Origin of the sequence: Curtobacterium sp. DN_7.5 (genome assembly GCF_022655355.1) — a bacterium.
Lineage (GTDB): Bacteria > Actinomycetota > Actinomycetes > Actinomycetales > Microbacteriaceae > Curtobacterium > Curtobacterium luteum.
The window spans coordinates 3,647,695-3,670,823 of the sequence record NZ_CP093378.1 but is presented as its reverse complement, the minus strand read 5'-3'; the positions used below and the strand labels follow the sequence as shown (position 1 = coordinate 3,670,823).

General features: G+C 69.0%; 25 protein-coding genes. 19 read left to right on the top strand and 6 right to left on the bottom strand.

From position 1 onward, the window contains the following. The first annotated feature begins 520 nt into the window (after positions 1–520). The 8 genes from rpmH (at position 521) to MON03_RS17295 (ending at position 5,495) form a co-directional block, all read left to right on the top strand. Positions 521–658 (top strand): 50S ribosomal protein L34, encoded by a 138-nt coding sequence (gene rpmH / locus MON03_RS17330; RefSeq protein ID WP_019181680.1) that lies wholly within the window; start codon positions 521–523, stop codon positions 656–658. Positions 659–719: 61 nt separating this feature from the next. Further along, positions 720–1,082 carry a ribonuclease P protein component gene (rnpA, locus tag MON03_RS17325; RefSeq protein ID WP_175328981.1) on the top strand — a complete coding sequence of 121 codons (363 nt, stop codon included), beginning with the start codon at positions 720–722 and terminating at the stop codon, positions 1,080–1,082. Beyond that, positions 1,079–1,468 (top strand): membrane protein insertion efficiency factor YidD, encoded by a 390-nt coding sequence (yidD, locus tag MON03_RS17320; protein ID WP_175328982.1) that lies wholly within the window; start codon positions 1,079–1,081, stop codon positions 1,466–1,468. Before rnpA ends, yidD begins: the two co-directional genes overlap by 4 nt. An 8-nt stretch (positions 1,469–1,476) precedes the next feature. Continuing rightward, complete coding sequence (gene yidC, locus MON03_RS17315; RefSeq protein WP_022902699.1) at positions 1,477–2,439, top strand: membrane protein insertase YidC; 963 nt, start codon at positions 1,477–1,479, stop codon at positions 2,437–2,439. Continuing rightward, positions 2,440–2,937 (top strand): Jag family protein, encoded by a 498-nt coding sequence (locus tag MON03_RS17310; protein ID WP_022902700.1) that lies wholly within the window; start codon positions 2,440–2,442, stop codon positions 2,935–2,937. Then, positions 2,934–3,578 (top strand): 16S rRNA (guanine(527)-N(7))-methyltransferase RsmG, encoded by a 645-nt coding sequence (gene rsmG / locus MON03_RS17305; protein ID WP_242089733.1) that lies wholly within the window; start codon positions 2,934–2,936, stop codon positions 3,576–3,578. Before MON03_RS17310 ends, rsmG begins: the two co-directional genes overlap by 4 nt. Before the next feature lie 58 nt (positions 3,579–3,636). Further along, a complete protein-coding gene (locus tag MON03_RS17300) occupies positions 3,637–4,530 on the top strand; it encodes a ParA family protein (protein WP_502798681.1) in 894 nt (297 codons plus the stop codon). Next, positions 4,530–5,495, top strand: a complete 966-nt coding sequence (locus MON03_RS17295) for a ParB/RepB/Spo0J family partition protein (RefSeq protein ID WP_242089729.1) — start codon at positions 4,530–4,532, stop codon at positions 5,493–5,495. The genes MON03_RS17300 and MON03_RS17295 overlap by 1 nt, the downstream gene beginning before the upstream one ends. Before the next feature lie 512 nt (positions 5,496–6,007). On the opposite strand, the gene MON03_RS17290 is transcribed toward MON03_RS17295, so the two are convergent. The 6 genes from MON03_RS17290 to MON03_RS17265 all read right to left on the bottom strand — a co-directional run bounded on the left by MON03_RS17290 (position 6,008) and on the right by MON03_RS17265 (position 14,832). Next, positions 6,008–6,637: an ElyC/SanA/YdcF family protein gene (locus MON03_RS17290; RefSeq protein WP_277927266.1), complete on the bottom strand. Its 630-nt coding sequence runs from the start codon at positions 6,635–6,637 to the stop codon at positions 6,008–6,010. 13 nt (positions 6,638–6,650) lie between these two features. Further along, positions 6,651–7,613, bottom strand: a complete 963-nt coding sequence (locus MON03_RS17285) for a D-alanine--D-alanine ligase family protein (protein WP_242089727.1) — start codon at positions 7,611–7,613, stop codon at positions 6,651–6,653. A gap of 39 nt (positions 7,614–7,652) precedes the next feature. Beyond that, positions 7,653–8,957 carry an aminotransferase-like domain-containing protein gene (locus MON03_RS17280; protein WP_022902706.1) on the bottom strand — a complete coding sequence of 435 codons (1,305 nt, stop codon included), beginning with the start codon at positions 8,955–8,957 and terminating at the stop codon, positions 7,653–7,655. 183 nt (positions 8,958–9,140) lie between these two features. After that, positions 9,141–9,467: a thioredoxin gene (gene trxA, locus MON03_RS17275; protein ID WP_022832611.1), complete on the bottom strand. Its 327-nt coding sequence runs from the start codon at positions 9,465–9,467 to the stop codon at positions 9,141–9,143. An 83-nt stretch (positions 9,468–9,550) separates the two neighbouring features. Next, the gene (gene trxB / locus MON03_RS17270; RefSeq protein WP_022902707.1) at positions 9,551–10,549 is read right to left on the bottom strand and encodes a thioredoxin-disulfide reductase; all 999 of its coding nucleotides are present in this window, start codon (positions 10,547–10,549) and stop codon (positions 9,551–9,553) included. 80 nt (positions 10,550–10,629) lie between these two features. Beyond that, a complete protein-coding gene (locus MON03_RS17265; protein ID WP_242089724.1) occupies positions 10,630–14,832 on the bottom strand; it encodes a DUF6049 family protein in 4,203 nt (1,400 codons plus the stop codon). Positions 14,833–14,956: 124 nt separating this feature from the next. Between MON03_RS17265 and MON03_RS17260 the strand changes: the two genes are divergently transcribed. The 11 genes from MON03_RS17260 to MON03_RS17210 all read left to right on the top strand — a co-directional run bounded on the left by MON03_RS17260 (position 14,957) and on the right by MON03_RS17210 (position 23,112). Further along, a complete protein-coding gene (locus tag MON03_RS17260; protein ID WP_242089722.1) occupies positions 14,957–16,390 on the top strand; it encodes a CCA tRNA nucleotidyltransferase in 1,434 nt (477 codons plus the stop codon). A gap of 261 nt (positions 16,391–16,651) precedes the next feature. Next, on the top strand, positions 16,652–17,023 hold the full coding sequence (gene rpsF, locus MON03_RS17255) for a 30S ribosomal protein S6 (RefSeq protein WP_058724526.1): 372 nt from the start codon (positions 16,652–16,654) through the stop codon (positions 17,021–17,023). A gap of 3 nt (positions 17,024–17,026) precedes the next feature. Further along, positions 17,027–17,593, top strand: a complete 567-nt coding sequence (locus MON03_RS17250; RefSeq protein ID WP_022903873.1) for a single-stranded DNA-binding protein — start codon at positions 17,027–17,029, stop codon at positions 17,591–17,593. A 50-nt stretch (positions 17,594–17,643) separates the two neighbouring features. Beyond that, a complete protein-coding gene (gene rpsR, locus MON03_RS17245; protein WP_017887834.1) occupies positions 17,644–17,901 on the top strand; it encodes a 30S ribosomal protein S18 in 258 nt (85 codons plus the stop codon). 14 nt (positions 17,902–17,915) lie between these two features. Next, positions 17,916–18,368, top strand: coding sequence for a 50S ribosomal protein L9 (gene rplI / locus MON03_RS17240; protein WP_022903726.1), 453 nt, complete (start codon positions 17,916–17,918; stop codon positions 18,366–18,368). 235 nt (positions 18,369–18,603) lie between these two features. Beyond that, entirely contained in the window at positions 18,604–18,897 is a 294-nt protein-coding gene (locus MON03_RS17235) for a WXG100 family type VII secretion target (protein WP_242089716.1), read from the top strand. An 88-nt stretch (positions 18,898–18,985) separates the two neighbouring features. After that, complete coding sequence (locus MON03_RS17230) at positions 18,986–19,282, top strand: hypothetical protein (RefSeq protein WP_242089714.1); 297 nt, start codon at positions 18,986–18,988, stop codon at positions 19,280–19,282. Then, positions 19,282–20,706, top strand: coding sequence for a hypothetical protein (locus tag MON03_RS17225; protein WP_242089719.1), 1,425 nt, complete (start codon positions 19,282–19,284; stop codon positions 20,704–20,706). Before MON03_RS17230 ends, MON03_RS17225 begins: the two co-directional genes overlap by 1 nt. A gap of 273 nt (positions 20,707–20,979) precedes the next feature. Next, positions 20,980–21,273 carry a WXG100 family type VII secretion target gene (locus tag MON03_RS17220; protein ID WP_242089716.1) on the top strand — a complete coding sequence of 98 codons (294 nt, stop codon included), beginning with the start codon at positions 20,980–20,982 and terminating at the stop codon, positions 21,271–21,273. Between the two features lie 88 nt (positions 21,274–21,361). Continuing rightward, on the top strand, positions 21,362–21,658 hold the full coding sequence (locus tag MON03_RS17215; RefSeq protein ID WP_242089714.1) for a hypothetical protein: 297 nt from the start codon (positions 21,362–21,364) through the stop codon (positions 21,656–21,658). After that, on the top strand, positions 21,658–23,112 hold the full coding sequence (locus MON03_RS17210; protein ID WP_242089712.1) for a WXG100 family type VII secretion target: 1,455 nt from the start codon (positions 21,658–21,660) through the stop codon (positions 23,110–23,112). Before MON03_RS17215 ends, MON03_RS17210 begins: the two co-directional genes overlap by 1 nt. The last annotated feature ends 17 nt before the right edge of the window (positions 23,113–23,129 follow it).

The window sequence follows — 23,129 nt, the reverse complement described above, 5'->3', positions numbered from 1 at the left end:
GTCGCGCTCGTCTCCAGGTTCGTTCGTGCTCGTGTGCTCGTCGTGTCGCCACGGGAGTCGGGCGGCAGCATGCCGGAGTACCCCCGGTGCCCTCGGTCGCGGACGGCGTCGGCGGCTCCGTCGGCACCGGTGGAGGGCACCGTGTGCGACCATCTGGTCCACAGGGTTGTCCACAGCCTTGTCCACGACCACCCGACCGCGTCTCGAGGGGGGACTCCCCTGTCGTACCGGGCCGCGGGCGGTTCGATCACACCACTGTACGGGACCACAGCGCGTCGCACCGAACCGAAGTTTTCCCCAGTGTGCACAATGGTGCCGCGCGCTCGGTTCCCGGCCGTCGTTTGACCTGCCCGCCGCTGTCACGTACCGTTAACCAGTTGACTGCGGCCGTCAGGTCGCGCCCGTTACGCGTCGTTCGGTGCTCCGAGCGGCACCACACATACATACGTGACGGCTCACACGGACACCCGCACAGTGCACGCTGGCGCGGAGTCCGCGGTGCAGCCGCGTGGAGATCATCATGAGCAAGCGCACCTTCCAGCCGAACAACCGCCGCCGCGCCAAGAAGCACGGCTTCCGCGCCCGCATGCGCACCCGTGCCGGCCGCGCCATCCTCGCCGCGCGCCGCTCCAAGGGCCGCACCGAGCTCAGCGCCTGAGCCGGATCCGCCTGATCGGCCGGCGATCGGTCCGTACGCGGATCGGCCACCGGTAGCGAGCATGCTGGCCCGAGCAAACCGGATCGTCCGAGGGGACGACTACCGGTCCGTCGTGCGCCGTGGACGCAAGAGCGCCACGGCGCACGTCGTCGTATCCGTGGTCCGACGAGCGGTGACCGACGGTGCTCCCGGTGCCGGCCCGACCCGGTTCGGCTTCATCGTCGCGAAGACGGTGGGCAACGCGGTGACGAGGAACCTCGTCCGACGGCGGCTCAAGGCGATCGCGCACGAGCTGCTCGCGCAGACCCCGACCGGGTACGACGTGGTGATCCGCGCACTGCCAGCCGCTGCGCAGGCCGGATGGCCTACCCTGCTCGGAGACGTTTCGCGCTCGTTCGCGCGCGGAGTGGAGAAGGCAGCATGAACCGAAGTCCGCTGGCCCGGGTGGCCTGGGTCCTCGCGTTGCTCCCGCGCAACGCGTGCGTCGTCGTGCTCCGGGCCTACCGGGCCGTGATCTCGCCGCTCTACGGCAACGTCTGCCGCTACCACCCCTCGTGCTCCCGGTACGCACTCGAGGCGATCCAGCAGTACGGGGTCGTCCGAGGCTCGGCGATGGGCGCCTGGCGCATCGCCCGGTGCAACCCCTGGGCCGCCGGCGGCATCGACGACGTGCCGGAACGACGTCGTTCCTACACCGTGAACCGCTTCGGGTTCGTCACCGGCCCGGCCGACGACCCGACCTCGACCCCGCAGACCCAGCAGCCTGCGATCGCCCCGCTGCTGCTCTCCCAGCGAACGCGAAAGGCGTGACCGCCCCCATGGACATCATCGGAACCATCCTCTGGCCGCTCAAGTGGGTGGTGTCGGCCATCCTCGTCGGCTTCCACTGGGTCTTCGAGAACCTCGGGATGGACCCCGGCGCGGGCATCACCTGGGTGCTGTCGATCATCTTCCTGACCTTCGTGGTCCGCGCTGCGCTCATCCCGATCTTCGTTCGGCAGATCAAGTCGCAGCGCCGCATGCTCGAGGTCGCGCCGCAGCTCAAGAAGATCCAGGACAAGTACAAGGGCAAGAAGGACCAGTTCTCGCGTGAGGCCATGAGCCGCGAGACCATGGCGCTCTACAAGGAGACCGGGACGAACCCGTTGAGCTCCTGCCTGCCGCTGCTGATCCAGATGCCGATCTTCTTCTCGCTGTACTCGGTGCTGCACGAGGCGCAGATCAACAAGGCGGGCATCGGCCTGCTGACCAACGACCTCGCGGCCTCCTTCGGCAACGCGTCCCTGTTCGGTGCTCCGCTGCACGAGACCTTCACGAACGCCTCGGGCTGGGAAGTCCGGGTCATCGCTGGCTTCATGATCGTCGTGATGACCGCGTCGCAGTTCATCACGCAGCTGCAGCTCGTCGCGAAGAACATGTCGCCGGAGACCAAGGAGTCTCCGATGTACCGCCAGCAGAAGATGATGCTGTACATCCTCCCGCTGGTCTTCGTCATCTCGGGTCTCTCGTTCCCCCTCGGCGTCATGTTCTACTGGCTCGCCTCGAACATCTGGACCATGGCGCAGCAGTACTTCGTCATCCGCAGCATGCCCACGCCGGGCTCCGAGGCCGCGCTCGCGCGTGAGGCCCGACTCGCGAAGAAGGCCCAGCGCCGGGGTACCCCTGTTCTCGCCGAGGCGGGTGCCGGTGCGACGGCCGTGGAGGTCGAGCCCGTGCGGGTCACGACGCAGCGTCAGCAGCCGGTCGGCAAGAACCGGGCGAAGAAGAACGGGAAGAAGTAAGTGACGGACGACACCACCACCGCCGAGGCACCCGAGGTCGACCAGGACGAGGTCGAGCGCGACGAGGCGGACATCGCCGGCGACTACATCGAGGGTCTGCTCGACATCTGCGACCTCGACGGCGACATCGAGATCGAGGAGCGCGGCGGTCGGGTCTACCTGTCCGTCACGGACGACGGCGAAGGCCTGCGGGTGCTCTCGAAGCCGGAGACGGTCACAGCGCTGCAGGAGCTCACGCGCATCGCGGTGCAGGCCGAGACGGGCGAGTTCAGCCGGCTGATCCTCGACGTCGGTGGCTCCCGTGACGCTCGTGCGTCCGAGCTGCAGCGACTCGTGGACACCGCGATCGAGCGTGTCGAGGGTGGCTCGTCGTCGGCCGCACTCCCCCCGATGTCCTCCTACGAGCGCAAGCTCGTGCACGACCTCGTCGCCGAGAAGGGATTCCACTCGGAGTCCGAGGGCGAGGGTCGGGACCGGCACACCGTCGTCACCCGATGACGGAGGCCGTCACCCCGGAGCTCGAGGCCGAGCCAGCCGTTGCGGCGACGCTGTTCGGTGACCGCGCGGAACTCGCGCGGTCGTTCACGAACGAGCTCGCGCGGCGCGGTGAGGAGCTCGGGCTCATCGGGCCGCTCGAACTCCCGCGGCTCTGGACGCGACACATCCTCAACTCTGTGCTGCTCGCACCCCTCCTGGAGGCTGACGGTCGCGTCGCGGACGTCGGTTCCGGTGCCGGGCTGCCCGGCTTGGTCCTCGCCATCGGGCGGCCCGACGTGCACTTCACGTTGATCGAGCCCATGGAGCGACGGGTCGACTGGCTGACCTCGGAGGTCGAGCGACTCGGTCTGGACAACGTCGCCGTGGTTCGCGCCCGCGCCGAGGACGTCGCTGACGAGATCACCGTCGACCAAGTGACCGCGCGAGCAGTCAGCGCGCTGTCGAAGCTCATCCCGCTCACCGTGCCCCTGGTCCGCTCCGGCGGGCAGCTGGTGCTCATGAAGGGGGCGCGGGTCGAGGACGAGGTCGAGAAGGCTCGCAAGGTCATCCTGCGGAAGCGTCTGAGTGACGTCGAGGTCCTCGAGCTCGGGGACGGTGTGGTCGAGGAGACCACACGCGTCTTCCGGGCTACAGTTGACTGACGCCGGCAGCAGGGCTCCGCGTTCCACGTGAAACATGAACCGGGGAAGAGGGCACTCGTTGAGTTCATCCACCGACTACGACGCGTCGACGCCGCTAGCCCGTGAGATCGCGAACCTGAACCGTCGCCGTCGGGCGATCGCGACGCAGCAGTTCCCACTGCCAGCGGAGACGCGCATCATCACGGTGTCGAACCAGAAGGGCGGGGTCGGCAAGACCACCACCACGGTCAACCTCGCGGCCGCGCTGGCGCACGGCGGCGCCCGAGTCCTGGTGATCGACCTGGACCCGCAGGGCAACGCGTCGACGGCGCTCGGCGTTGACCACCAGGCCGAAGTTGCGAGTATCTACGACGTCATCGTGGACGAAGCGCCCATCGCTGACACCGTTCAACGCTCCCCCGAGTCCGAGACGCTGTGGTGTGTGCCGGCGACGATCCACCTTGCCGGGGCGGAGATCGAGCTCGTCTCGCTCGTGGCGCGGGAACAGCGGCTCCGGACGGCCCTGGACCAGTACCTCGGTTCGCTCGACGAGCCGTACCACTACGTGTTCATCGACTGCCCGCCCTCGCTCGGTCTCCTGACGATCAACGCCTTCGTCGCGGCCGAAGAGGTGCTCATCCCGATCCAGTGCGAGTACTACGCACTGGAGGGCCTGAGCCAGCTGCTCCGCAACATCGAGCTGATCGAGCGGCACCTCAACCCCAAGCTCCGGGTGTCGACGATCCTGCTGACGATGTACGACGGGCGCACGAACCTCTCGAACCAGGTCGCCAACGACGTCCGCCAGCACTTCGGGGATCAGGTCCTGACGTCGATGATCCCCCGCTCGGTGCGCGTCAGTGAGGCACCGAGTTACGGCCAGAGCGTCGTCGCGTACGACGTGAACTCCACCGGATCGCTCTCCTACTTGGAGGCGGCATCCGAGATCGCAGCACGAGGAGCGCAGGACTGATGGCACCGAAGCGAACCGGACTCGGCCGAGGCATCGGCGCACTCATCCCCACGGTCTCCGAGCAGCAGGATCGACCGGTCGACGTCTTCTTCCCGACGGGCGGTTCACCGGCCTCCGCGCCGACGGCAGACGACCTCGTGGCCGTCCCGGGCGCTCGTCTGGCGAACCTGAACCCGCTCGATGTCGTTCCGAACGCGCAGCAGCCGCGAAAGGAGTTCCGCGAAGAGGAGCTCCAGGAGCTCGTGCACTCGATCCGCGAGATCGGTGTCCTGCAGCCCATCGTGGTCCGGCCGATCGCCGGCGCAGAGGGCAACGCGCCGCAGTACGAGCTCATCATGGGCGAGCGGCGTCTGCGTGCGACGAAAGAGTTGGGTCTCAGCACGATCCCGGCGATCGTCAAGGACACCCCGGACGACGCCATGTTGCGGGACGCACTGCTCGAGAACCTCCACCGGGCCCAGTTGAACCCGCTGGAGGAGGCGTCGGCGTACCAGCAGCTGCTCGCCGACTTCGGGATCACGCAGGAACAGCTCGCGCAGCGTATCGGTCGATCGCGCCCGCAGATCACGAACACGATCCGCCTGCTCCGACTCCCCTCCCCCGTGCAGCGCCGGGTAGCCGCGGGCGTCCTGTCTGCCGGTCACGCGCGCGCGATCCTGGCAGCTCCCGACGCCGAGTCCATGGAGTACCTGGCGGAGAAGATCGTCAATGAGGATCTGTCCGTGCGGACTGCGGAGGCGCTTGCGCAGCAGCTCTCGTCCAAGACGCCGCCGAAGTCGACGCCCCAGCCATCCAAGCGCCAGGCACACTTCGACGATCTGGCGGAGCGACTCGGGGACCGCCTGAACACGCGGGTCAAGATCGCTGTGGGCGCGCGGAAGAGCTCGGTGACGATCGACTTCGCGAACGGCGACGACCTCACCCGCATCCTCGGAGAACTCGGCATCAACGACATCGCGAACTGATTCACCGGTCGGCGCGTGGTGGGGTGGCTGGACGCGCATCGGGGTGAGGCCGGTATCAGTGTCCTCGGCCTGGTCGCGCTGTGGTCGCCTCGGCGCCGTCAGGTCGAGTCCGTCGTTGCCGATATCGCTCGGCGTCGGCGCGATCGACTCATCAAGAGCCGCTATTCAGCCCAAGAGGGTTCCGGGGAGGGGTGAGCCCCTCGTCCCTCCGCAGCGCACCGCCCTCGCGGCGTGAAGCAGCGGCCTCGATCCGGGTATCGTCGTGGTCGGTCACGGGGACGATCGCGTCCGGGTTGGAGCGGTTTCCGCGCGCACCGACGACCCCTGGGGCTGTCGTGTCGTGCCCTATGCGGCCCGCTACCGGCAGGAACAACCCCGGAAGCAGCGCCGGGGTCCGTCCTCCCCTGATTCGCGCGCACAACGGCGCCCAGGGCGCCCGGCGCGTTGGGTGTTCCACGTGGAACGCTCAACGCGAATCAAGTCAGGATGCGCCAGCCAGCCGGCTCACCGTTTCACGTGGAACGTCGAAGCCGCGCGAGCTTCCACAGCCCGACCGCTGCGAACAAGGGCTTCACCACCGTCATCTCACCCCATCGATGGTCCGAGCCGGGAACCATCAGCCGTACGAGGTCCGGTCGCTGACGACGAAGGTACGTTCGAGCCTTCTCCGCGTGCAGGCTGCCCGAGGCGAAGACGAGCCACTCGGCATCGCCGAGCAACGGTACGACGTTGGCGACGTTCTCCCAGGTGCTTCGGCTTTCCCGTTCCACGCCGATCGGGCCGGACCACCTCAACCCCTCCCGGAGATAGCGCGCGAGGAGGTCGCCTTCTGCAGTGGTACCCCACACCGCTCCCCCGCTGCAGATGGTCCGTGCGGCTGGGCGTCTCCGAACACTCCGGACCGCCACGCGAGCTCGCCATCGGTTCACCATGTTGATCCTCGTGCCGCGGTTCGCAAACCCGAGTACGACGACAACGCCGGGGCGGTCGGCTGGTACGCCCGCCCGGTTCGTGATCCCTCGTCGCGCTGCACGGGCGTGGATCAGCTCTGACGCCCCGAGGATAGCGGCGACGACCGCGGAGGCGACACCGATCGTCTCGAGCGTTCCACGTGGAACACGGACGGCGCCGAGCCTGCGCATCCGAGGCCGCGGGTCAGTGGCGTTCGTCGCGGATCGCCTGCTCGGCCAGTTCGGCGTACGTCCATCCAAGGTCGAAACCGGATGCTGAGAGCGCTTGCGGAACCAGCGACGTCTCGGTGAGGCCGGGCAAGACGTTGGCTTCGAGGAACCACGGCGTACCGGCACCGTCGATGATGAGGTCGACCCGGGAGAGGTGTCGCAGACCGAGCGCCCGGTGCGCTGCGACCGCCGCAGCGGAGGCGGCTGCGGCCCGGTCCTCCGAGATGCGCGCGGGCGTGTAGAACGTGGTCTCCCCGGCGTTGTAGCGGGCCTCGAACCCGTAGGTGCCGCTGCGTGGGACGATCTCAACGGCGGACAACGCCACCGGTCCGTCGCCGGTGTCGATGATGCCCACGGCGACTTCGACACCGCGGATCAGCTGCTCGACCACGACGTCGTCGCAGTACGTGTACGCCGTCACCATGGCCCGCGGCAGGTCGTTGACGTCATCGACCAGTGTCACGCCCTGGGCGCTGCCACCACGTGCGGGCTTCACGGCCAGCGGCACGGGGTGCTCCCCGGCGATCGCGTCGAGGACACCGACGGCGCCGAGTTCGCGGAACACGTCGTGGGACAGCGTGATGGAGCGCGGCGTCCGGACGCCTGCGCGTGCGACGAGTGCCGATGCCGTGGGCTTGTCCCACGCCAGGCGCGCCGACGTGGAGCGTGAACCGACGAACGGGACGTCGAGTGCTTCGAGGATCCCCCGCAGCGCGCCGTCCTCCCCGGAGGCGCCGTGCAACGCGGGCCAGACGACGTCCGGGCGGGACTCCGCGAGCGCAGGCAGGAGCGACGCGTCAGCATCCCGGAGATCGACGCGCCAACCGTAGCCGGTCAGGGAGTCAGCGACCCGCCTGCCCGAGCGGAGCGAGACGTCGCGTTCGTGCGAGATCCCTCCGGCGACGACGACGACGTGGCGGTTGGCAGGCGCGGCCATGCGGGTGGTCCTCCGGGGTGGAACGACGGAAAGTGCTGATCAGGAGATGTTCGGCGGCGGCGCGGACACCGACGACGACATGCGGACGACTGAGTTCGGGCGCGTGGCCGGGCCGAACGTCTCGAGGAGTTCGAGCTCGTCGTTCACGACGGTCGCGAGCCGCTTCACGCCCAGTCGGATCTGCTCGGGCGTGGGGTAGCAGAACGAGAGGCGGATGTTGCCGCCCCCTCGACCGTCCGCGTAGAAGGCGGTGCCGGGGGTGTACGCGACGAGCTCCTTCACCGCGCGTGGGAGCATGCCCTTGGAGTCGAGCGACTCCGGGAGGGTCAGCCAGACGAAGAACCCGCCGTTCGGCTTCGTCCACGAGAGGTCCGGGAGGAACTCCCCCAGCGCGGACAGCATGGCGTCGCGACGTTCGGCGTAGAGGCCGCGGAACGTGTCCACCTGCCCCTTCCAATCGGCGGCGTCGAGGTAGGCGTTCACGACGTACTGTCCGAACGAGTTCGGGGCGAGGACGGCGGACTCGTTCGCGAGGACGAGCTTCTCGCGGATCGCGTGCGGAGCGAGCGCCCAGCCGACGCGGAAGCCGGGGGCGAGGGTCTTCGAGAAGGATCCGAGGTAGACCACGCCCTCGTCGTCGATCGAACGGATCGCCTGCGGCGCCGCCTCGTCGAACCAGAGCAGGCCGTACGGGTTGTCCTCGAGGACGAGGATCCCGTTCGAGCGGCAGATGTCGAGGACCTCGATACGGCGTTCGCGGCTCATCGTGACGCCGGCCGGGTTGTGGAAGTTCGGGATCGTGTAGAGGAACTTCATCCGCTTCCCCTGCGCGCGCAGGTTGGCGATGGTCTCACGGAGCGCCTCCGGGACGAGCCCGTGCTCGTCGGTCGCCACGTGGACCGTCTCGGCCTGGTACGAGCGGAAGACCCCGATCGCGCCGACGTAGGACGGGGACTCGGCGAGGACGACGTCGCCCGGATCGATGAACAGCCGCGTGACGAGGTCGAGCGCGTGCTGCGAGCCGGTGGTGACCACGACGTCGTCCGCGGAGGCACGGATGCCCTCGAGGCTCATCACGTCGACGATGTGCTCGCGGAGGGACCGGAGGCCCTGTCCGCCGCCGTACTGGAGCGCCATGGCCGCGTCCTCGGCCATCACGCGGTCGAGCGAGCCGGTGACGAGCTCACGGGGCAACGCGGAGACGTACGGCATGCCGCCGGCGAGCGAGACGACCTCGGGTCGGGACGCGACGGCGAACAGGGCTCGGACCTCGGAGGCGCTCAGCCCGGCGGTGCGCTGGGCGTAGGAGTCGTACCAAGGGTCGAGGCTGGTGCCGTTCGTCATCGTGTGCTCCGTTCACTGAGGCATTCCCGCCACACTACGACATGTGCTGGAGAAACCCGGGGTCCGATCCGGTGCTGGTGGCCTCTGGCGTGAGAGAACGCACCACCGGGTCCCCAGGTGCCCCGGGACGAGAGAACGCCCCGCCTCCCGGAGGGGACGGGGCGTTCTGGTGGTCGCAGGCGACTACGCGAGGAACTCGGCGAGGTCGGCCTCGAGCGCGGGCTTCGGCTTGGCGCCGATGACGGTCTTGACGACCTCGCCGCCCTTGAAGACCTTCATCGCCGGGATCGACGTGATCTGGTAGTTCATCGCCGACTGCGGGTTGTCGTCGACGTTCAGCTTCACGATCTCGATCTTGTCGGCGTGCTCGGCGGCGATCTGGTCGAGGATCGGCGAGACCGCGCGACACGGGCCGCACCACTCGGCCCAGAAGTCGACGAGGATGGTCTTGTCGGACTTCAGGACCTCGTCCGAGAAGGTGGCGTCGGTGACTGCCTTGGCGTTGGACATGTGTGCTCCTTCGTGGATCCCGGTCGCAGCCGAGAAGTCGTTCGGTGGGTACAACGGCCGAGCCGTCGTCGTATTCCCCGGGGTCAGGCCCGAGCGGCTTCGACGTCGATCGTCACCGGGGACTCGAGGGTCGCGCCCTCTGCCGGTCCGGTGAGTGCGTCGTCGAGCTCGGCGAGGTACTTCTCGGCGTCGAGCGCCGCGACCGTGCCGGAGCCCGCAGCCGTGATCGCCTGCCGGTAGGTCGGGTCGATGACGTCGCCCGCGGCGAAGACACCCGGGAGGTTGGTCTTCGACGAGCGGCCCTGGACGGCGATCGTGCCTTCCGGTGCGATGTCGATCTGCCCGTGGATGAGGTGCGTCCGCGGGTCGTTGCCGATCGCGATGAAGAGACCGTCGAGCTCGAGCGACGAGGTCTCACCGGTGACGGTGTCGCGCAGCTGCACGCCCGTCACGGAGGACTCACCGTCGATGCCGATGACCTCCTTGTTCCACGCGAACTCGATCTTCGGGTCGTTGTGGGCGCGGTCCTGCATGATCTTGGAGGCGCGCAGGGTGTCCTTGCGGTGGATCACCGTCACCTTGTCGGCGAAGCGCGTGAGGAACGTGGCCTCCTCCATCGCGGAGTCGCCACCACCGACGACGGCGATGTTCTTCTGCCGGAAGAAGAACCCGTCGCAGGTCGCGCACCACGAGACACCGTGGCCGGACAGGCGCTCCTCGTCGGGGAGGCCGAGGTGCCGGTACGCCGAGCCGGTGGCGTAGATGACCGCGAGGGCCTCGAACGTCTCGCCGGAGCCGACGGTGACCTTCTTGACCTCACCGGTCAGGTCGACCGACACGGCGTCGTCGTACAGGACCTCGGCTCCGAACTTCTCGGCCTGCTCCTGCATCTTGATCATCAGGTCGGGGCCCTGGATGCCCTCGGGGAAGCCGGGGAAGTTCTCGACCTCCGTCGTCTTGGTGAGCTCGCCGCCCGTCTCGACGCTGGACGCGACGATCAGGGGCTTGAGCTCCGCGCGCGCGGCGTAGATGCCGGCGGTGAACCCGGCCGGACCGGAACCGATGATGATGAGCTGGCGCATGCCTCGCTGCCCTTCCGTTGAGTGCTGACCGGGTCAACACATGCTACCGGCGCGGCATTCCACGGCACCGTGCAGCGCGGTCACCGGCCGAGGCGCGCTCGCACGATGTCGACGGCGCCGCGGATCTCCTGGTTGCGGGCGACGGCGAGCACGCCGAAGTAGACCGCCGCCATGACGACCCCGGTGAGCAGGATCGTGACGACCGCACCGGTGGCGTCCGCCATCGCGAAGCCGCTCGGCGTGAAGGCGCCGAAGAACCACACGACGGCCAGCCCGACGACGCCGGCGATGAGTGCCGCGACGATGAACTGCAGGTGGGACCGGACGACGTTCGGCCCCTCCATGCCCTTGAGTCGGCGGGACACGAGGACGAGCGCGAGGACCGTCTGTGCCGATCCCGCGAGGGTCGTGCAGGCCGCGATCGAGAACCCGATCGCCTGGTCGGGGAGCGTCGACACGGCGAGGGCGCCGATGACGAACAGGACCGACTGCACGCACTGCATCAGGAACGGTGTGCGGTGGTCGTGCATCGCCCAGAAGACCCGCTGGATCACGAACAGCATGCTGAACAGGACGAGCCCGGGCATGTAGGCGAGGAGCACCGCCCCGATCGACAGCGCACCACCGAACGTGCTCGCGAAGATGCGGCCGAACGGGACGGAGACGACCATGAGCGCGACGGACGCGAACACCGTGAACAGCCCGACGATCCGCAGGCTCAGCGAGAGGTTCCGTCGGACGGCGGCGATGTCGCCCCGCTCGGCGTCGTGGCTCATCCGCGTGAAGTACGCCGTCGCGATCGACACGGTGATGATCGAGTGCGGCAGCATGAACAGCAGCCAGGCGTTCTGCAGCACGGCGTTGCCCGCTTCGCCCGTGCCGAGTGACGAGACGCGCGACTGCACGAGGCCGGCGAGCTGTGTGACCAGGATCATCGCGAACAACCAGCCCGCCGCCGTCCCGGTCGCCTTGAGACCGACGCCCCGCCACCGGAAGTCCGGTCGGAACGTCAGCCCTGCGCGACGCCAGAAGAACGGCAGGAACGCGGCCTGGGCGACGACGCCGAGGGTCGCGCTGCCGGCGAGGACCGCGATCTTCGCCGGGGTCCAGTCGTCGAGTCCGGCGTTCGCGGAGCGGTCGCCGAACAGGGCCATGAAGACGATGAGGCCGCTGACCGCGATGACGTTGTTGATGAGCGGAGCCCAGGTGAACGGACCGAAGACCTGCTTCGCGTTGAGGACCTCACCGAGCAGCGAGTACATCGCGTAGAAGAGGATCTGCGGGAGGCACCAGAAGGCGAACGCGACGGCGAGGTCGGTCTGGGCGGGGGTGAAGCCCTTCGAGCCGTCACCGCCCTGGATGCTGTACAGCCCCACGAGGACCGGAGCCAGCGCGGTCGCGATCACCGTGATGACGAGGAAGACCGAGCCGCCCAGGGTGACGATCTTGTTGACGTACGCCGTCCCGCCGTCCGCGTGCTGCTGCATGGACCGGACGATCTGCGGGATGAGGACCGCGGAGAGCAGGCCGCCCGCGATGAGCGCGTAGATGTTGTTCGGCAGCTGGTTCGACACCGCGAACGCGTCGGCGGACACCGAGCCCTGCTGGCCGATCGCGTAGGCCAGGATGATCGTCTTCGCGAACCCGAGCACGCGGGAGACCATCGTGCCCGCCGCGAGCATCGCGCTCGCCCGACCGAGGCTGCGCTCGGCGACGGGTTCGGCGTCGACGGCGGGCGGGGGCTGGGTGGCGCTGATGGCGGACTCCTCGGGGACGGGCTGGTCGGCGGTCGGCTCGGCGTGCTCCTCGCGTCCCCGGGCAGCGGCCTGGAGGCGCGGGGCGGCCCCGGCGGACCCGGTCGCGGAACCGACGGATGCAGCCCAGACGGATGCAGCCCCGGCGGCGTCGGCGGACGCGGGCGCGGCACCGGCGGACGCTGGCGCGGCCGCGGACCGGGCGGGGGCCGGGCCGGCCGCCTGCCGGACGGCGGCGGCGTGGCGGACCGGTGCCGTGCCTCCAGGCAGGTCGGGCTGGTCGGCCAGCGGCCGGTTCGGGTCGTCGTCATCGTCGTCGTCGAGCTCGCCGCGGCGGCGCCGCGCGCGCTTGCGGATGCTGCGGAAGATGCCGAAGCCGAAGATCGCGACGAGAGCGATGCCCGCCACGGCCGTGATCACGGTCTCCCACTGCGCCTGCACGTTCAGGTCGACGACGGCGGGGTCGGAGATGGACTGCCCGGTCGGCGTGGTGAGCGACATGGTGAGCGACACCTTGCCGTTCGCGACGGACTGCACGGGCACGGTGGTGCGGGTCGAGGAGTCCTTCTGGACCTTCACCTCGATGTCGTTGCGGACCACGCGCAGCGCCGAGTTCGACGGCTGCACCGACAGCCGGACCGTCACGGGGAAGTCGGACTCGTTGCGGATCGAGATGGGCAGGGAGGACCGGTCCCCGAGGAGGGTGAGGCTGCTCGAGTCCGCGATCGTGACGGAGCCGGTGGTGACGGCCCACTTCGCCACCCGGTTCGTGATCGCGGCGTCGAGACCGGTGCCGTCGACCCGCCACGCGTTCGAGGCGAGCGCGAGCAGCTGCAGCCGTGCGGGGGCGGTGACCGCTTCCGGGGTGTCGAGCGCCGTGGAGAACGCGGTCACGGCGTCCTCGCCGCGGACGAGTCGTTCGAGCTTGTCGATCCGGGCGTCGCCGTCGGACGAGCTGTCCAGCGTCAGCGAGCCGGGGGTGGCTGCTGCGGTCGTCGTGAGGTCGGTCGGGGCTGCCCAGGGCGTGCGCTCGAGGGCGCTGAGGGTCTCTGTCAGCCGTGTCGTGTCGGACGGCCAGTCGCGGCCCAGGGTGAGCAGGACCGGGGCCGTCGCGGCACCGTCGCGTGCGGCGCTCGCCAGGGTCGCGGTGAGCTCGGACACCGCCGCGTCCCAGGTGCGGTCGTCCGTCGCGGTCACGGCCTCGCGGAGCAGCGAGGACATCGCCTGGTCGGCCACGAGCACGTGGTCGGAGCCGATGCGTTCGGAGGCCGGGATCGTGGTGTCCGCGCCGGCGGAGGTGTTCCCGCTCGAGACGATCGTGGTCTTCGTGCCCGCGGCGCGGAGGGCGGGGAGGTCGTTCTTCGACACCGTGCCCTCGACCGGCCAGGCCAGCGAGTCGATCGAGTAGTCGAAGTCGAGGAGCGACGCGGTCGTCGGCAGGACGGCGGTGCTGTCCGGGTCGGTGCCGTCGGTCGTGCTGGTCGGGGTCGTCGGGCCGTCGGTCGGCGCGGTCGTGGCGGTGTCGCCCGCCGTTGCGCCGGCGCCAGCGGTCGGACCGTCCGTGGGCGTCTCGCCGGACGGGGTGGGGCTCGGGGTCGAGGCGCCGGGGAAGTTCTCCGCGTCGATCCCGGGGTCGAGCGAGATCGGGGCGAGGACGCCGTCCGCTCCCGCTTGCCGGAGCCCCGTGACGTCCGCGTCGGCCCAGGGCAGGGCGAAGGTCTCGTTGCGGAGCCCCTCGAGTTCCTGCAGCCAGGCGATGGCGCTCGACGGGGCGTTCTGTCCGAGGATCCGGATCGACGCGATGATGCGGGGGTCGATGCCGACCGCGACGTTGTGTCCCTCGACCGCCCGGAGCTGCTGGGTGAGCGTGCCGTCGACGGCGGTGGCCGCTGCGAGCTCGTCCGGCGTGACGAACATCGTGGACGACGCCGGCAGGGTGATCGGCATCGCGACCGAGACGCCGACGGGGGTCTGCTCGAAGTCGGGGTACCAGGTGATCGCGGAGCGTGCGATCGCGGTCGTGCCACCCGCGGTGTAGACGGCGGCGATGCGGCGGGGACCGAAGGACCCGTACCCGCCGAGGCCGACGTTGCCCGGGACGATCTGCACGTTCCGGAGCGTCACCGATCGGTGGGCCGGGACGGCCGGGACGTCCACCGTGTCCATCGGGGCGCCGGGGTAACCGGTCGTGCTGGTGTCGGCGAGCCAGTCCGAGAGCTGGTCGCGCGAGCTCACGACGCGGGAGATGTCGAGCTCCGCCGAGCCGGCGGGGAGCGCCTGGTCGGTGTCGTTCGTCACCGTGACGGAGAGGGTGAGGTCCTCGTCGCGGTGCACGATCCCACGGCTCGCGGGCGACACCGTGACGGTCGTCTTGCCCTCCGCGCCGGAGGCGGGGTCGGCTGCCGAGGTCGACACCGCCGACGGGGTCGTCAGGGCGCTCGCGGCCGGGGCTGTCACGGGCGCGACGACGAGACCGAGCGCGACGAGGGACGACGCGGCTGCGGCGAACATGGTGCGGAAGAGCTGCATACAGGGGTGCCCGGCGGATCGACCCGGACCGAGCACGAGTGTATGAGGCCCCACCATGAACACCGCCCGTGCGCGCGCAGGGTGTGGAGAACTCGCGAGCACGATCTGGGAGGATTGGTCCGTCATGCAGTCCGTTGCCCAGGCCGTCGAGCGACTCGACGCACTCGCCGAAACCCTCCCCGTGGCCACCCTCGCACGGGCGTTCGCCGACGCCGGACACGAGCTGGCCCTCGTCGGCGGCCCGGTCCGTGACGCCTTCCTCGGGCGCCCGGTGACCGACCTCGACTTCACGACCGACGCCACCCCGGACGAGGTCCTCCGGATCGTCGAGCCGATCGCGAGCGCGACCTGGGACGTCGGGCGGCAGTTCGGCACGATCGCCGCACGGGTGCGCGACGAGCAGGTCGAGATCACGACCTACCGGAGCGACGTCTACGACGGTGAGACCCGCAAGCCCGAGGTCGCGTTCGGCGACACCATCGAGGACGACCTCCTCCGCCGCGACTTCACGGTCAACGCCATGGCGCTCCGACTCCCCCAGCGCGAGCTGGTCGACGTGCACGGCGGCGTCGAGGACCTCCTCGCCGGACGGCTCCGCACCCCGCAGGAGGCGACCGTCTCGTTCCGGGACGACCCGCTGCGGATGATGCGTGCGGCCCGGTTCACGTCGCAGCTCGGTTTCACCGTCGCCGACGACGTCCGCGAGGCCATGACGACCCTCGTCGACTCGATCGACATCGTCTCGGCCGAGCGGGTGCGCGACGAGTTCGTGAAGCTGCTGAACACCGCCGATCCGGTGCCCGGACTCCGCCTGCTCGTCGACACCGGGCTCGCCGACCGCTTCCTGCCCGAGCTCCCGGCCATGCGGCTCGAGATCGACGAGCACCACCACCACAAGGACGTCTACGAGCACTCGCTGACGGTGCTCACCCAGGCGATCGGGTACGAGGCCGAGCGTCACCCCGGTGCCGCCCCCGACACCGTGCTCCGGCTCGCCGCGCTCCTGCACGACATCGGCAAGCCCGCGACGCGGAAGCTCGAGCCGGGCGGTGCCGTGAGCTTCCACCACCACGACCTCGTCGGGTCGAAGCTCGCGAAGAAGCGACTCCGTGCGCTCCGGTTCGACAACGACTCGATCGCCGCGGTCGCCCGGCTCATCGAGCTGCACCTCCGTTTCTTCGGCTACACCGACGGCGCCTGGACCGACTCGGCCGTGCGCCGGTACGTCCGCGACGCCGGACCCCAGCTCGAACGGCTGCACGAGCTCACCCGCTCCGACGTCACGACACGGAACCGGCGCAAGGCCGACCGGCTCGGGTTCGCGTACGACGACCTCGAGGCCCGGATCGCGACGCTCGCGGAACAAGAGGAGCTCGACTCGATCCGGCCGGACCTCACCGGCGACGACATCATGCGGATCCTCGGCATCTCGCCCGGTCGAGCCGTGGGCGAGGCCTACCGGTTCCTCCTCGAGACCCGGATGGACGAGGGGCCCCTCGGCGCGGACGAGGCCGAGGTGCGCCTGCGCGCATGGTGGGCGGCGCGCGACGGCGACTGAGCGTCCGCACCACGCGGAGCGCCCCGCGCCCAGGGCGACCGTCCGGGCCCACGCAGCCGGTTCCGGACCGACGCGCCAGCGGCGGGCCGGCCGAGCCGGTGGGGAGAGGCCCGGGGCGGCTTCCTCAGGTGGTGGCGCGCCTCCAGGCGGTCCGGTAGGCTACCCAGGTTGTCTCCGCGCGTCTGCGCGCTGACACATGCATCAACCCTCCTGCTCCGGGAACCGCCCGGAGCCGCCGAGACCAAAGGAGGTGGGTTCCGCATGCACCAGTACGAACTGATGGCGATCCTCGACCCCGAGATCGACGAGCGCACCGTCGCTCCCAGCCTGGACAAGTTCCTGGCCGTGATCCGCAACGACGGTGGGACCGTCGACAACGTGGACGTCTGGGGCCGTCGTCGTCTCGCCTACGAGATCGCGAAGAAGTCCGAGGGCATCTACGCCGTCGTGGACTTCACGTCCTCCCCCGAAGCCGCCAAGGAGCTCGACCGCCAGCTCGGTCTCTCCGAGGCCGTCCTCCGCACCAAGGTCCTCCGCGCCGAGGAGGCGATCGCCCAGGTCGCCGCCCAGAAGCAGCGCGACGAGGCCCGCGCGGCCCGCAAGGCCGCGAACGCGACCGCGAGCGCCGAGTAAGTCATGGCCGGCGAAACCGTCATCACGGTGGTGGGCAACCTCACCGCGGACCCGGAGCTGCGCTACACGCAGAACGGTCTCGCGGTGGCGAACTTCACCATCGCCTCCACCCCTCGCACGTTCGACCGTCAGGCGAACGAGTGGAAGGACGGCGACGCGCTGTTCCTCCGTGCGAGCGTGTGGCGCGAGTTCGCCGAGCACGTGGCGGGCTCGCTGACGAAGGGCTCGCGCGTCATCGCGCAGGGCCGTCTGCGTCAGCGCTCCTACCAGGACCGTGAGGGCCAGCAGCGCACGAGCATCGAGCTCGAGGTCGACGAGATCGGCCCCTCGCTCCGCTACGCGACCGCGCAGGTCACCCGTGCAGCGGGTGGCTCGGGCGGCGGTCGTGGCCAGGTCGGCGGCGGCAACGCGTCCGGCGGCAACGGCGGCGGCAGCTGGAACAACAACGGCGGCGGTCAGTCGGACGCGCCCTGGTCCCCCCAGGGTGGCCAGCAGGGTGGCGGCAACGCACAGTCGAACGACGTGTGGAGCACCCCCGGCGGCTCGTACGACGACGAGACCCCGTTCTGATCCCCAGCGGTCTGACGGACACACAACTTCTTCACCTCTAAGGAAAAACAATGGCTGGAAAGAGCACCGGCGACCGCCGGAAGCCTCGCGGCAAGGGCGGCAAGAACGCCGCTCCCGCGAAGTCGATCAAGGTCGGCGTCATCGACTACAAGGACGTCGCGACCCTTCGCAAGTTCATCTCCGAGCGTGGCAAGATCCGCGCCCGTCGCATCACCGGCGTCTCCGTCCAGGAGCAGCGCCTCATCGCCCGTGCCGTGAAGAACGCCCGTGAGATGGCGCTCCTCCCCTACGCCGGCTCCGGCCGCTGATCGGAGGATCTCCCATGTCGAAGCTCATCCTCACCCACGAGGTCTCCGGCCTCGGTTCCGCCGGTGACGTCGTCGACGTCAAGAACGGCTACGCCCGCAACTACCTCATCCCCCAGGGCTTCGCTGTCGCGTGGTCCAAGGGCGGCGAGAAGCAGGTCGAGTCGATCCGCGCCGCGCGCACCGCTCGCGAGCTCGCCACCATCGAAGAGGCCCAGGACCTCAAGATGAAGCTCGAGAACGCCACCATCCAGCTGGCCGTCAAGGCCGGCAAGGACGGCCGTCTCTTCGGCTCGGTCCGCCCGGCGGACGTCGCCGCAGCGGTCGAGGCGCAGGGCGTCGGCTCGCTCGACAAGCGCAAGGTCGAGGTCCCCGCGACCATCAAGACCGTCGGTGACCACGAGGCCACCGTGCGTCTGCGCGAGGACATCACCGCGGTGATCTCCCTCAAGGTCGTCGCCGCCAAGTAAGGCTGCGTCTTCCGCTCACGACGGGCGGGTCTCCTCCGGGAGGCCCGCCCGTCGTCGTGCCCGCACGTCGCGCGCGGGACACGCCGGGGCGCTTGTGCGACGGATGTTCACGTCCGCCGTCCGGTGGCGAACTCGTGGTGAACAACGCTCGAACACCCCCCCTTCGGGGGTGGGTGTCCCGTTACGGTCGTCGAGGCCTCCGATCGGGGGCAGGTCACCGAGCAAGGAGCTGGTCATGCCCAACTTGAACGTCACCTACGGCGAGATGCAGGACGCTGCGACCCGTCTCGTGAACGGGGAGCAGGACATCACGTCGAAGTTGCGTGAGTTGAAGTCGTTGGTGGACTCGTTGATCACGGGTGGGTACGTCACGGATCAGTCCTCGGTCGCGTTCGGGAGTTCGTACCAGGAGTTCAACGACGGTGCGACGAAGACCATCGAGGGGCTCGAGGGCATGTCGATGTACCTGAACAAGGCGGCCGAGGCGCTGCAGCAGACGGACCAGGAGCTCGCGAACGCGATCAAGTAGGTCTCGTCAGACCGGTCCCGGGTCTCGTCGTGGTCGACGGGCCCGGGGCCGGGACGGTTCCGATCCCGTTCGCCGACCAGGAGCACCCATGGCAGACCTCATCATCACGAAGGCCGTCCTCGAGGACTCGGCCACGAAGTTGCAGCACATCTCCGCAGAGCTGGAGCACCAGAAGTCCGACGACCGGGCACTCAGTGAGGTGTACGGGCAGCGGGACGTGCAGAAGGCGATGCACGACTTCTCCGGTGACTGGAAGATCCACCGGGAGAAGATGACGGGCGCGGTGAAGGACCTGCAGGGGAAGATGCAGAAGTCGTTGGAGCGCTGGCGGGCGCTGGAGCAGGATCTTGCTGACAAGCTCAGCACTGAGCACGGGGATGCCTGATGCCGGCCCGCGGCGGCGACTGGGGACTCCTGAGGGAGGCGTCCGACCCCATCGTGGCGGACGTCCCCACCGTGCAGGATCTCGTCCGCTACTACACGTCGATCGCCCAGGAGATCTCGGCCGAGGCCGACGTCCTCCGACGCATCGGCGACGGCGACCAGAGCCAGTTCAAGGGTGAGTCCGCCGACGCCGTGCGGAAGAAGAGCAAGGAGGTCGCCGAGTCCCTGCAGAAGATGTCCGGCCGGTACGACGCGATCCGCGATGCCCTGACGGGGTACCTCCCCGCGCTCGAGGGTGCCCTGGATGAGTCCGCAGCGGCACTCCGCGACGCCGAGGCGGCGTCGGCGGCGACCGGACGGGCGGCGGCGATGGCGGACCCGTCGCAGGGCCGTGCGAGCGACGCCCCGCCGATGACCGACGACGAGCAGGGCGCGGTCGATGCCAAGCACCGCGCGACCGCCGCGGCGAGCGCCGACGCCGACGCCGCCGTGGCGCGACTGCGACGGGCCGTCGACGGGATCGACGCCGCGGGGAAGGCCGCAGCCTCGACCATCCGCGCCGCCTGGCACGACGGGTTGCACGACACGCTCGGTGACAAGATCAAGGCGTTCTTCTCGAAGCTGCTCAAGATCCTCGTCAAGATCTTCACCTACATTGGCGTCGCCCTGGCCGCGCTCGCGATCCTGATCCCCGGAGTCGGCGTCCTCACGTTCATGGCGGCGGTCGCAGCGGGGGTCACCCTCGTGGCGAACATCGCCCTGGCCGGCATGGGCGAGGGCTCGTGGTTGGACGTCATCACCTCCGCGGTGGGCCTGGTGCTCGTCGGGTTCGGTGGCGCGCTGACCAAGTTCGCGTCCACGGCGAAGACGGCTGCGCTCGCGAAGAGCATGCCCGCGTTCAAGGCCGCCAACCTCGCGAAGATCGGGCGGCTGCAGAAGATCCGCGAGATCCACGTGCAGAACGCGCTGCGCGATCCGCACGCGGTGTCGGAGGTCGGTCGCATCAACGCGGCGATCAACCGGCTGACGGACGCACGTGTCGCGGCAGTCGGCAAGAACACCATCGGCGGCTTCAAGGAGAAGCCGAACTGGTGGCGCCCCAACCGTGCGCTCTGGAACGAGGACAAGGCGAAGATCAACGACGTCTTCGGCAAGGGTGGCAAGGGCTGGCAGTGGCAGCGACTGTTCAGTGTCGACCGACAGTTCGAGATGGACGCCATGAAGGTCGCCATGCGGCGTGACTTCGGCGTGGACGTCGCGGCCCTCCCCCGGTCGCACAAGTACGCCGCCGGGGGGCGGGTGATCGCGAGCTGGCTGAACAGCATCGTGTACGGGCAGGGATTGAAGCCGACCGGGTGGGGATCCGACCAGGAACGGCTCCCCGGCTACAAGGACGCCTCCGCGGCCCTGACGCACGGCTTCTGATCGCCGGCGGTGCAGTCGGTCCCCCGATCGGGGGACACGGCTGACGGGCCGGCGCGGGCGACACGCCGACAGCCCCGGATTCTTCACCGGGGTGACATGTGAGTACCGGCCCGGATCGGCCGCGCAAGGTGAGCAGTGTTCTGGAATGTGCACATCGCTGTGCAGCGCCCGGCTCCGGTCGGTGCGGAAACGTACCCCGCGAAGTCGTTCCGCTCCGGAATAACCTCTCGTTGGCCCTCGATTCGGGGGATGGACGATAGACAGGAGCTGGTCATGCCCAACTTGAACGTCACCTACGGCGAGATGCAGGACGCTGCGACCCGTCTCGTGAACGGGGAGCAGGACATCACGTCGAAGTTGCGTGAGTTGAAGTCGTTGGTGGACTCGTTGATCACGGGTGGGTACGTCACGGATCAGTCCTCGGTCGCGTTCGGGAGTTCGTACCAGGAGTTCAACGACGGTGCGACGAAGACCATCGAGGGGCTCGAGGGCATGTCGATGTACCTGAACAAGGCGGCCGAGGCGCTGCAGCAGACGGACCAGGAGCTCGCGAACGCGATCAAGTAGGTCTCGTCAGACCGGTCCCGGGTCTCGTCGTGGTCGACGGGCCCGGGGCCGGGACGGTTCCGATCCCGTTCGCCGACCAGGAGCACCCATGGCAGACCTCATCATCACGAAGGCCGTCCTCGAGGACTCGGCCACGAAGTTGCAGCACATCTCCGCAGAGCTGGAGCACCAGAAGTCCGACGACCGGGCACTCAGTGAGGTGTACGGGCAGCGGGACGTGCAGAAGGCGATGCACGACTTCTCCGGTGACTGGAAGATCCACCGGGAGAAGATGACGGGCGCGGTGAAGGACCTGCAGGGGAAGATGCAGAAGTCGTTGGAGCGCTGGCGGGCGCTGGAGCAGGATCTTGCTGACAAGCTCAGCACTGAGCACGGGGATGCCTGATGCCGGCCCGTGGTGGTGACTGGGGTCTGCTCGGTGAGTCCGGTGACCCGATCGTTGCGGACGTGCCGGTGCTGGAGCAGTTGGTGACGTACTACCGCGACATCGCGGAGGAGATCCGGAGCGAGTCGGTCCTGCTGGAGTCGATCGGTGGGGGCGACCAGAGCCAGTTCAAGGGTGCGTCGGCTGATGCGGTCCGGACGAAGAGCGCGGAGGTCGCGGCGTCGTTGCGGAAGCTGTCGGGTCGGTACGTCGCTGTCCGGGACGCACTGGTCGGGTACGTGCCCGCGTTGCAGTCTGCGCTGAACGAGTCGGCTGCGGCGTTGCGTGATGCTGAGGGTGCGGCTGCTGCTGGTGTCCGGGCTCAGGGGATGGCGGATCCGTCGCAGGGTCGTGCCGGTGATGCTCCGCCGATGACGGGTGACGAGCAGGGCGCGGTCGATGCCAAGCACCGTGCGGTGACGGCGGCCAGCGACGATGCTGATGCGGCTCGTGCGCGGTTGCGACGTGCGGTGGATGCGTTGGACGTCGCGGGGAGGGCTGCGTCCTCGGCGATCCGGGCGGCGTGGCACGACGGGTTGCACGACACGCTCGGTGACAAGATCAAGGCGTTCTTCTCGAAGTTGTTGAAGATGATCGTCAAGATCTTCACGTACATCGGCATTGCCCTGGCCGCGCTCGCGATCCTGATCCCCGGAGTCGGCGTCCTCGCCATCATGGGCGCCGTCGCCGCGGGTGTCGGCTTGGTCGCACAGATCGGGTTGACGGCGCTCGGCGAAGGCAACGTCTTCGATCTCGTCATGGCGGTGGTCGGCGTCATGACGCTCGGTGTCGGGATGGGCGTCACGAAGGCGACGTCGATCGCGGTCAGCAAGGGGATCGCCGCGAGCAAGGGCGCGGTGCAGAACGGACTCCGTGCCGACCTCGGCACGATCAGCAAGTCGCGCAACGACGCGATCGGCGGATGGTTCTCGAAGACGAAGAGCCTCGACGAGGCGAACGACGCACTCCAGGTGGCGGACAGGCTCGACGGAGACGTGACGCAGATCGCGATCAAGCGCATGGACGACCTGCTCGCGAAGTTCTCCGACAACCCCAACTGGTGGAACATCCCGAAGATCGGCACGACCCTGCGGAACGACTGGGCCACCGTCTCGAAACAGTTCGGTTCCGACCTGTTCACCAAGGCCGGGTACACCTCATGGGCGGAACGTCTCGGCGGTGTCGACTTCCAGCTGCTGCGGAACGAGCTCAGCCGCTGGGGCGGTGCGAACGGCCTCGGCACCCTCGTCACGTCCGCCCCGCGATTACACACCTTCACCATGGGCGGTCTCAGCGTCTTCGGGAAGGACTACTCGATCGCCGGGCTGGTGATCAACCCGGTCGGTGACGGAGCCGACAAGAAGCGCCCCTGGACGGACGACTGGAACGCGGCGAAGCACCCGATCGTGTCCTGAGCACGACCGCACCGCAG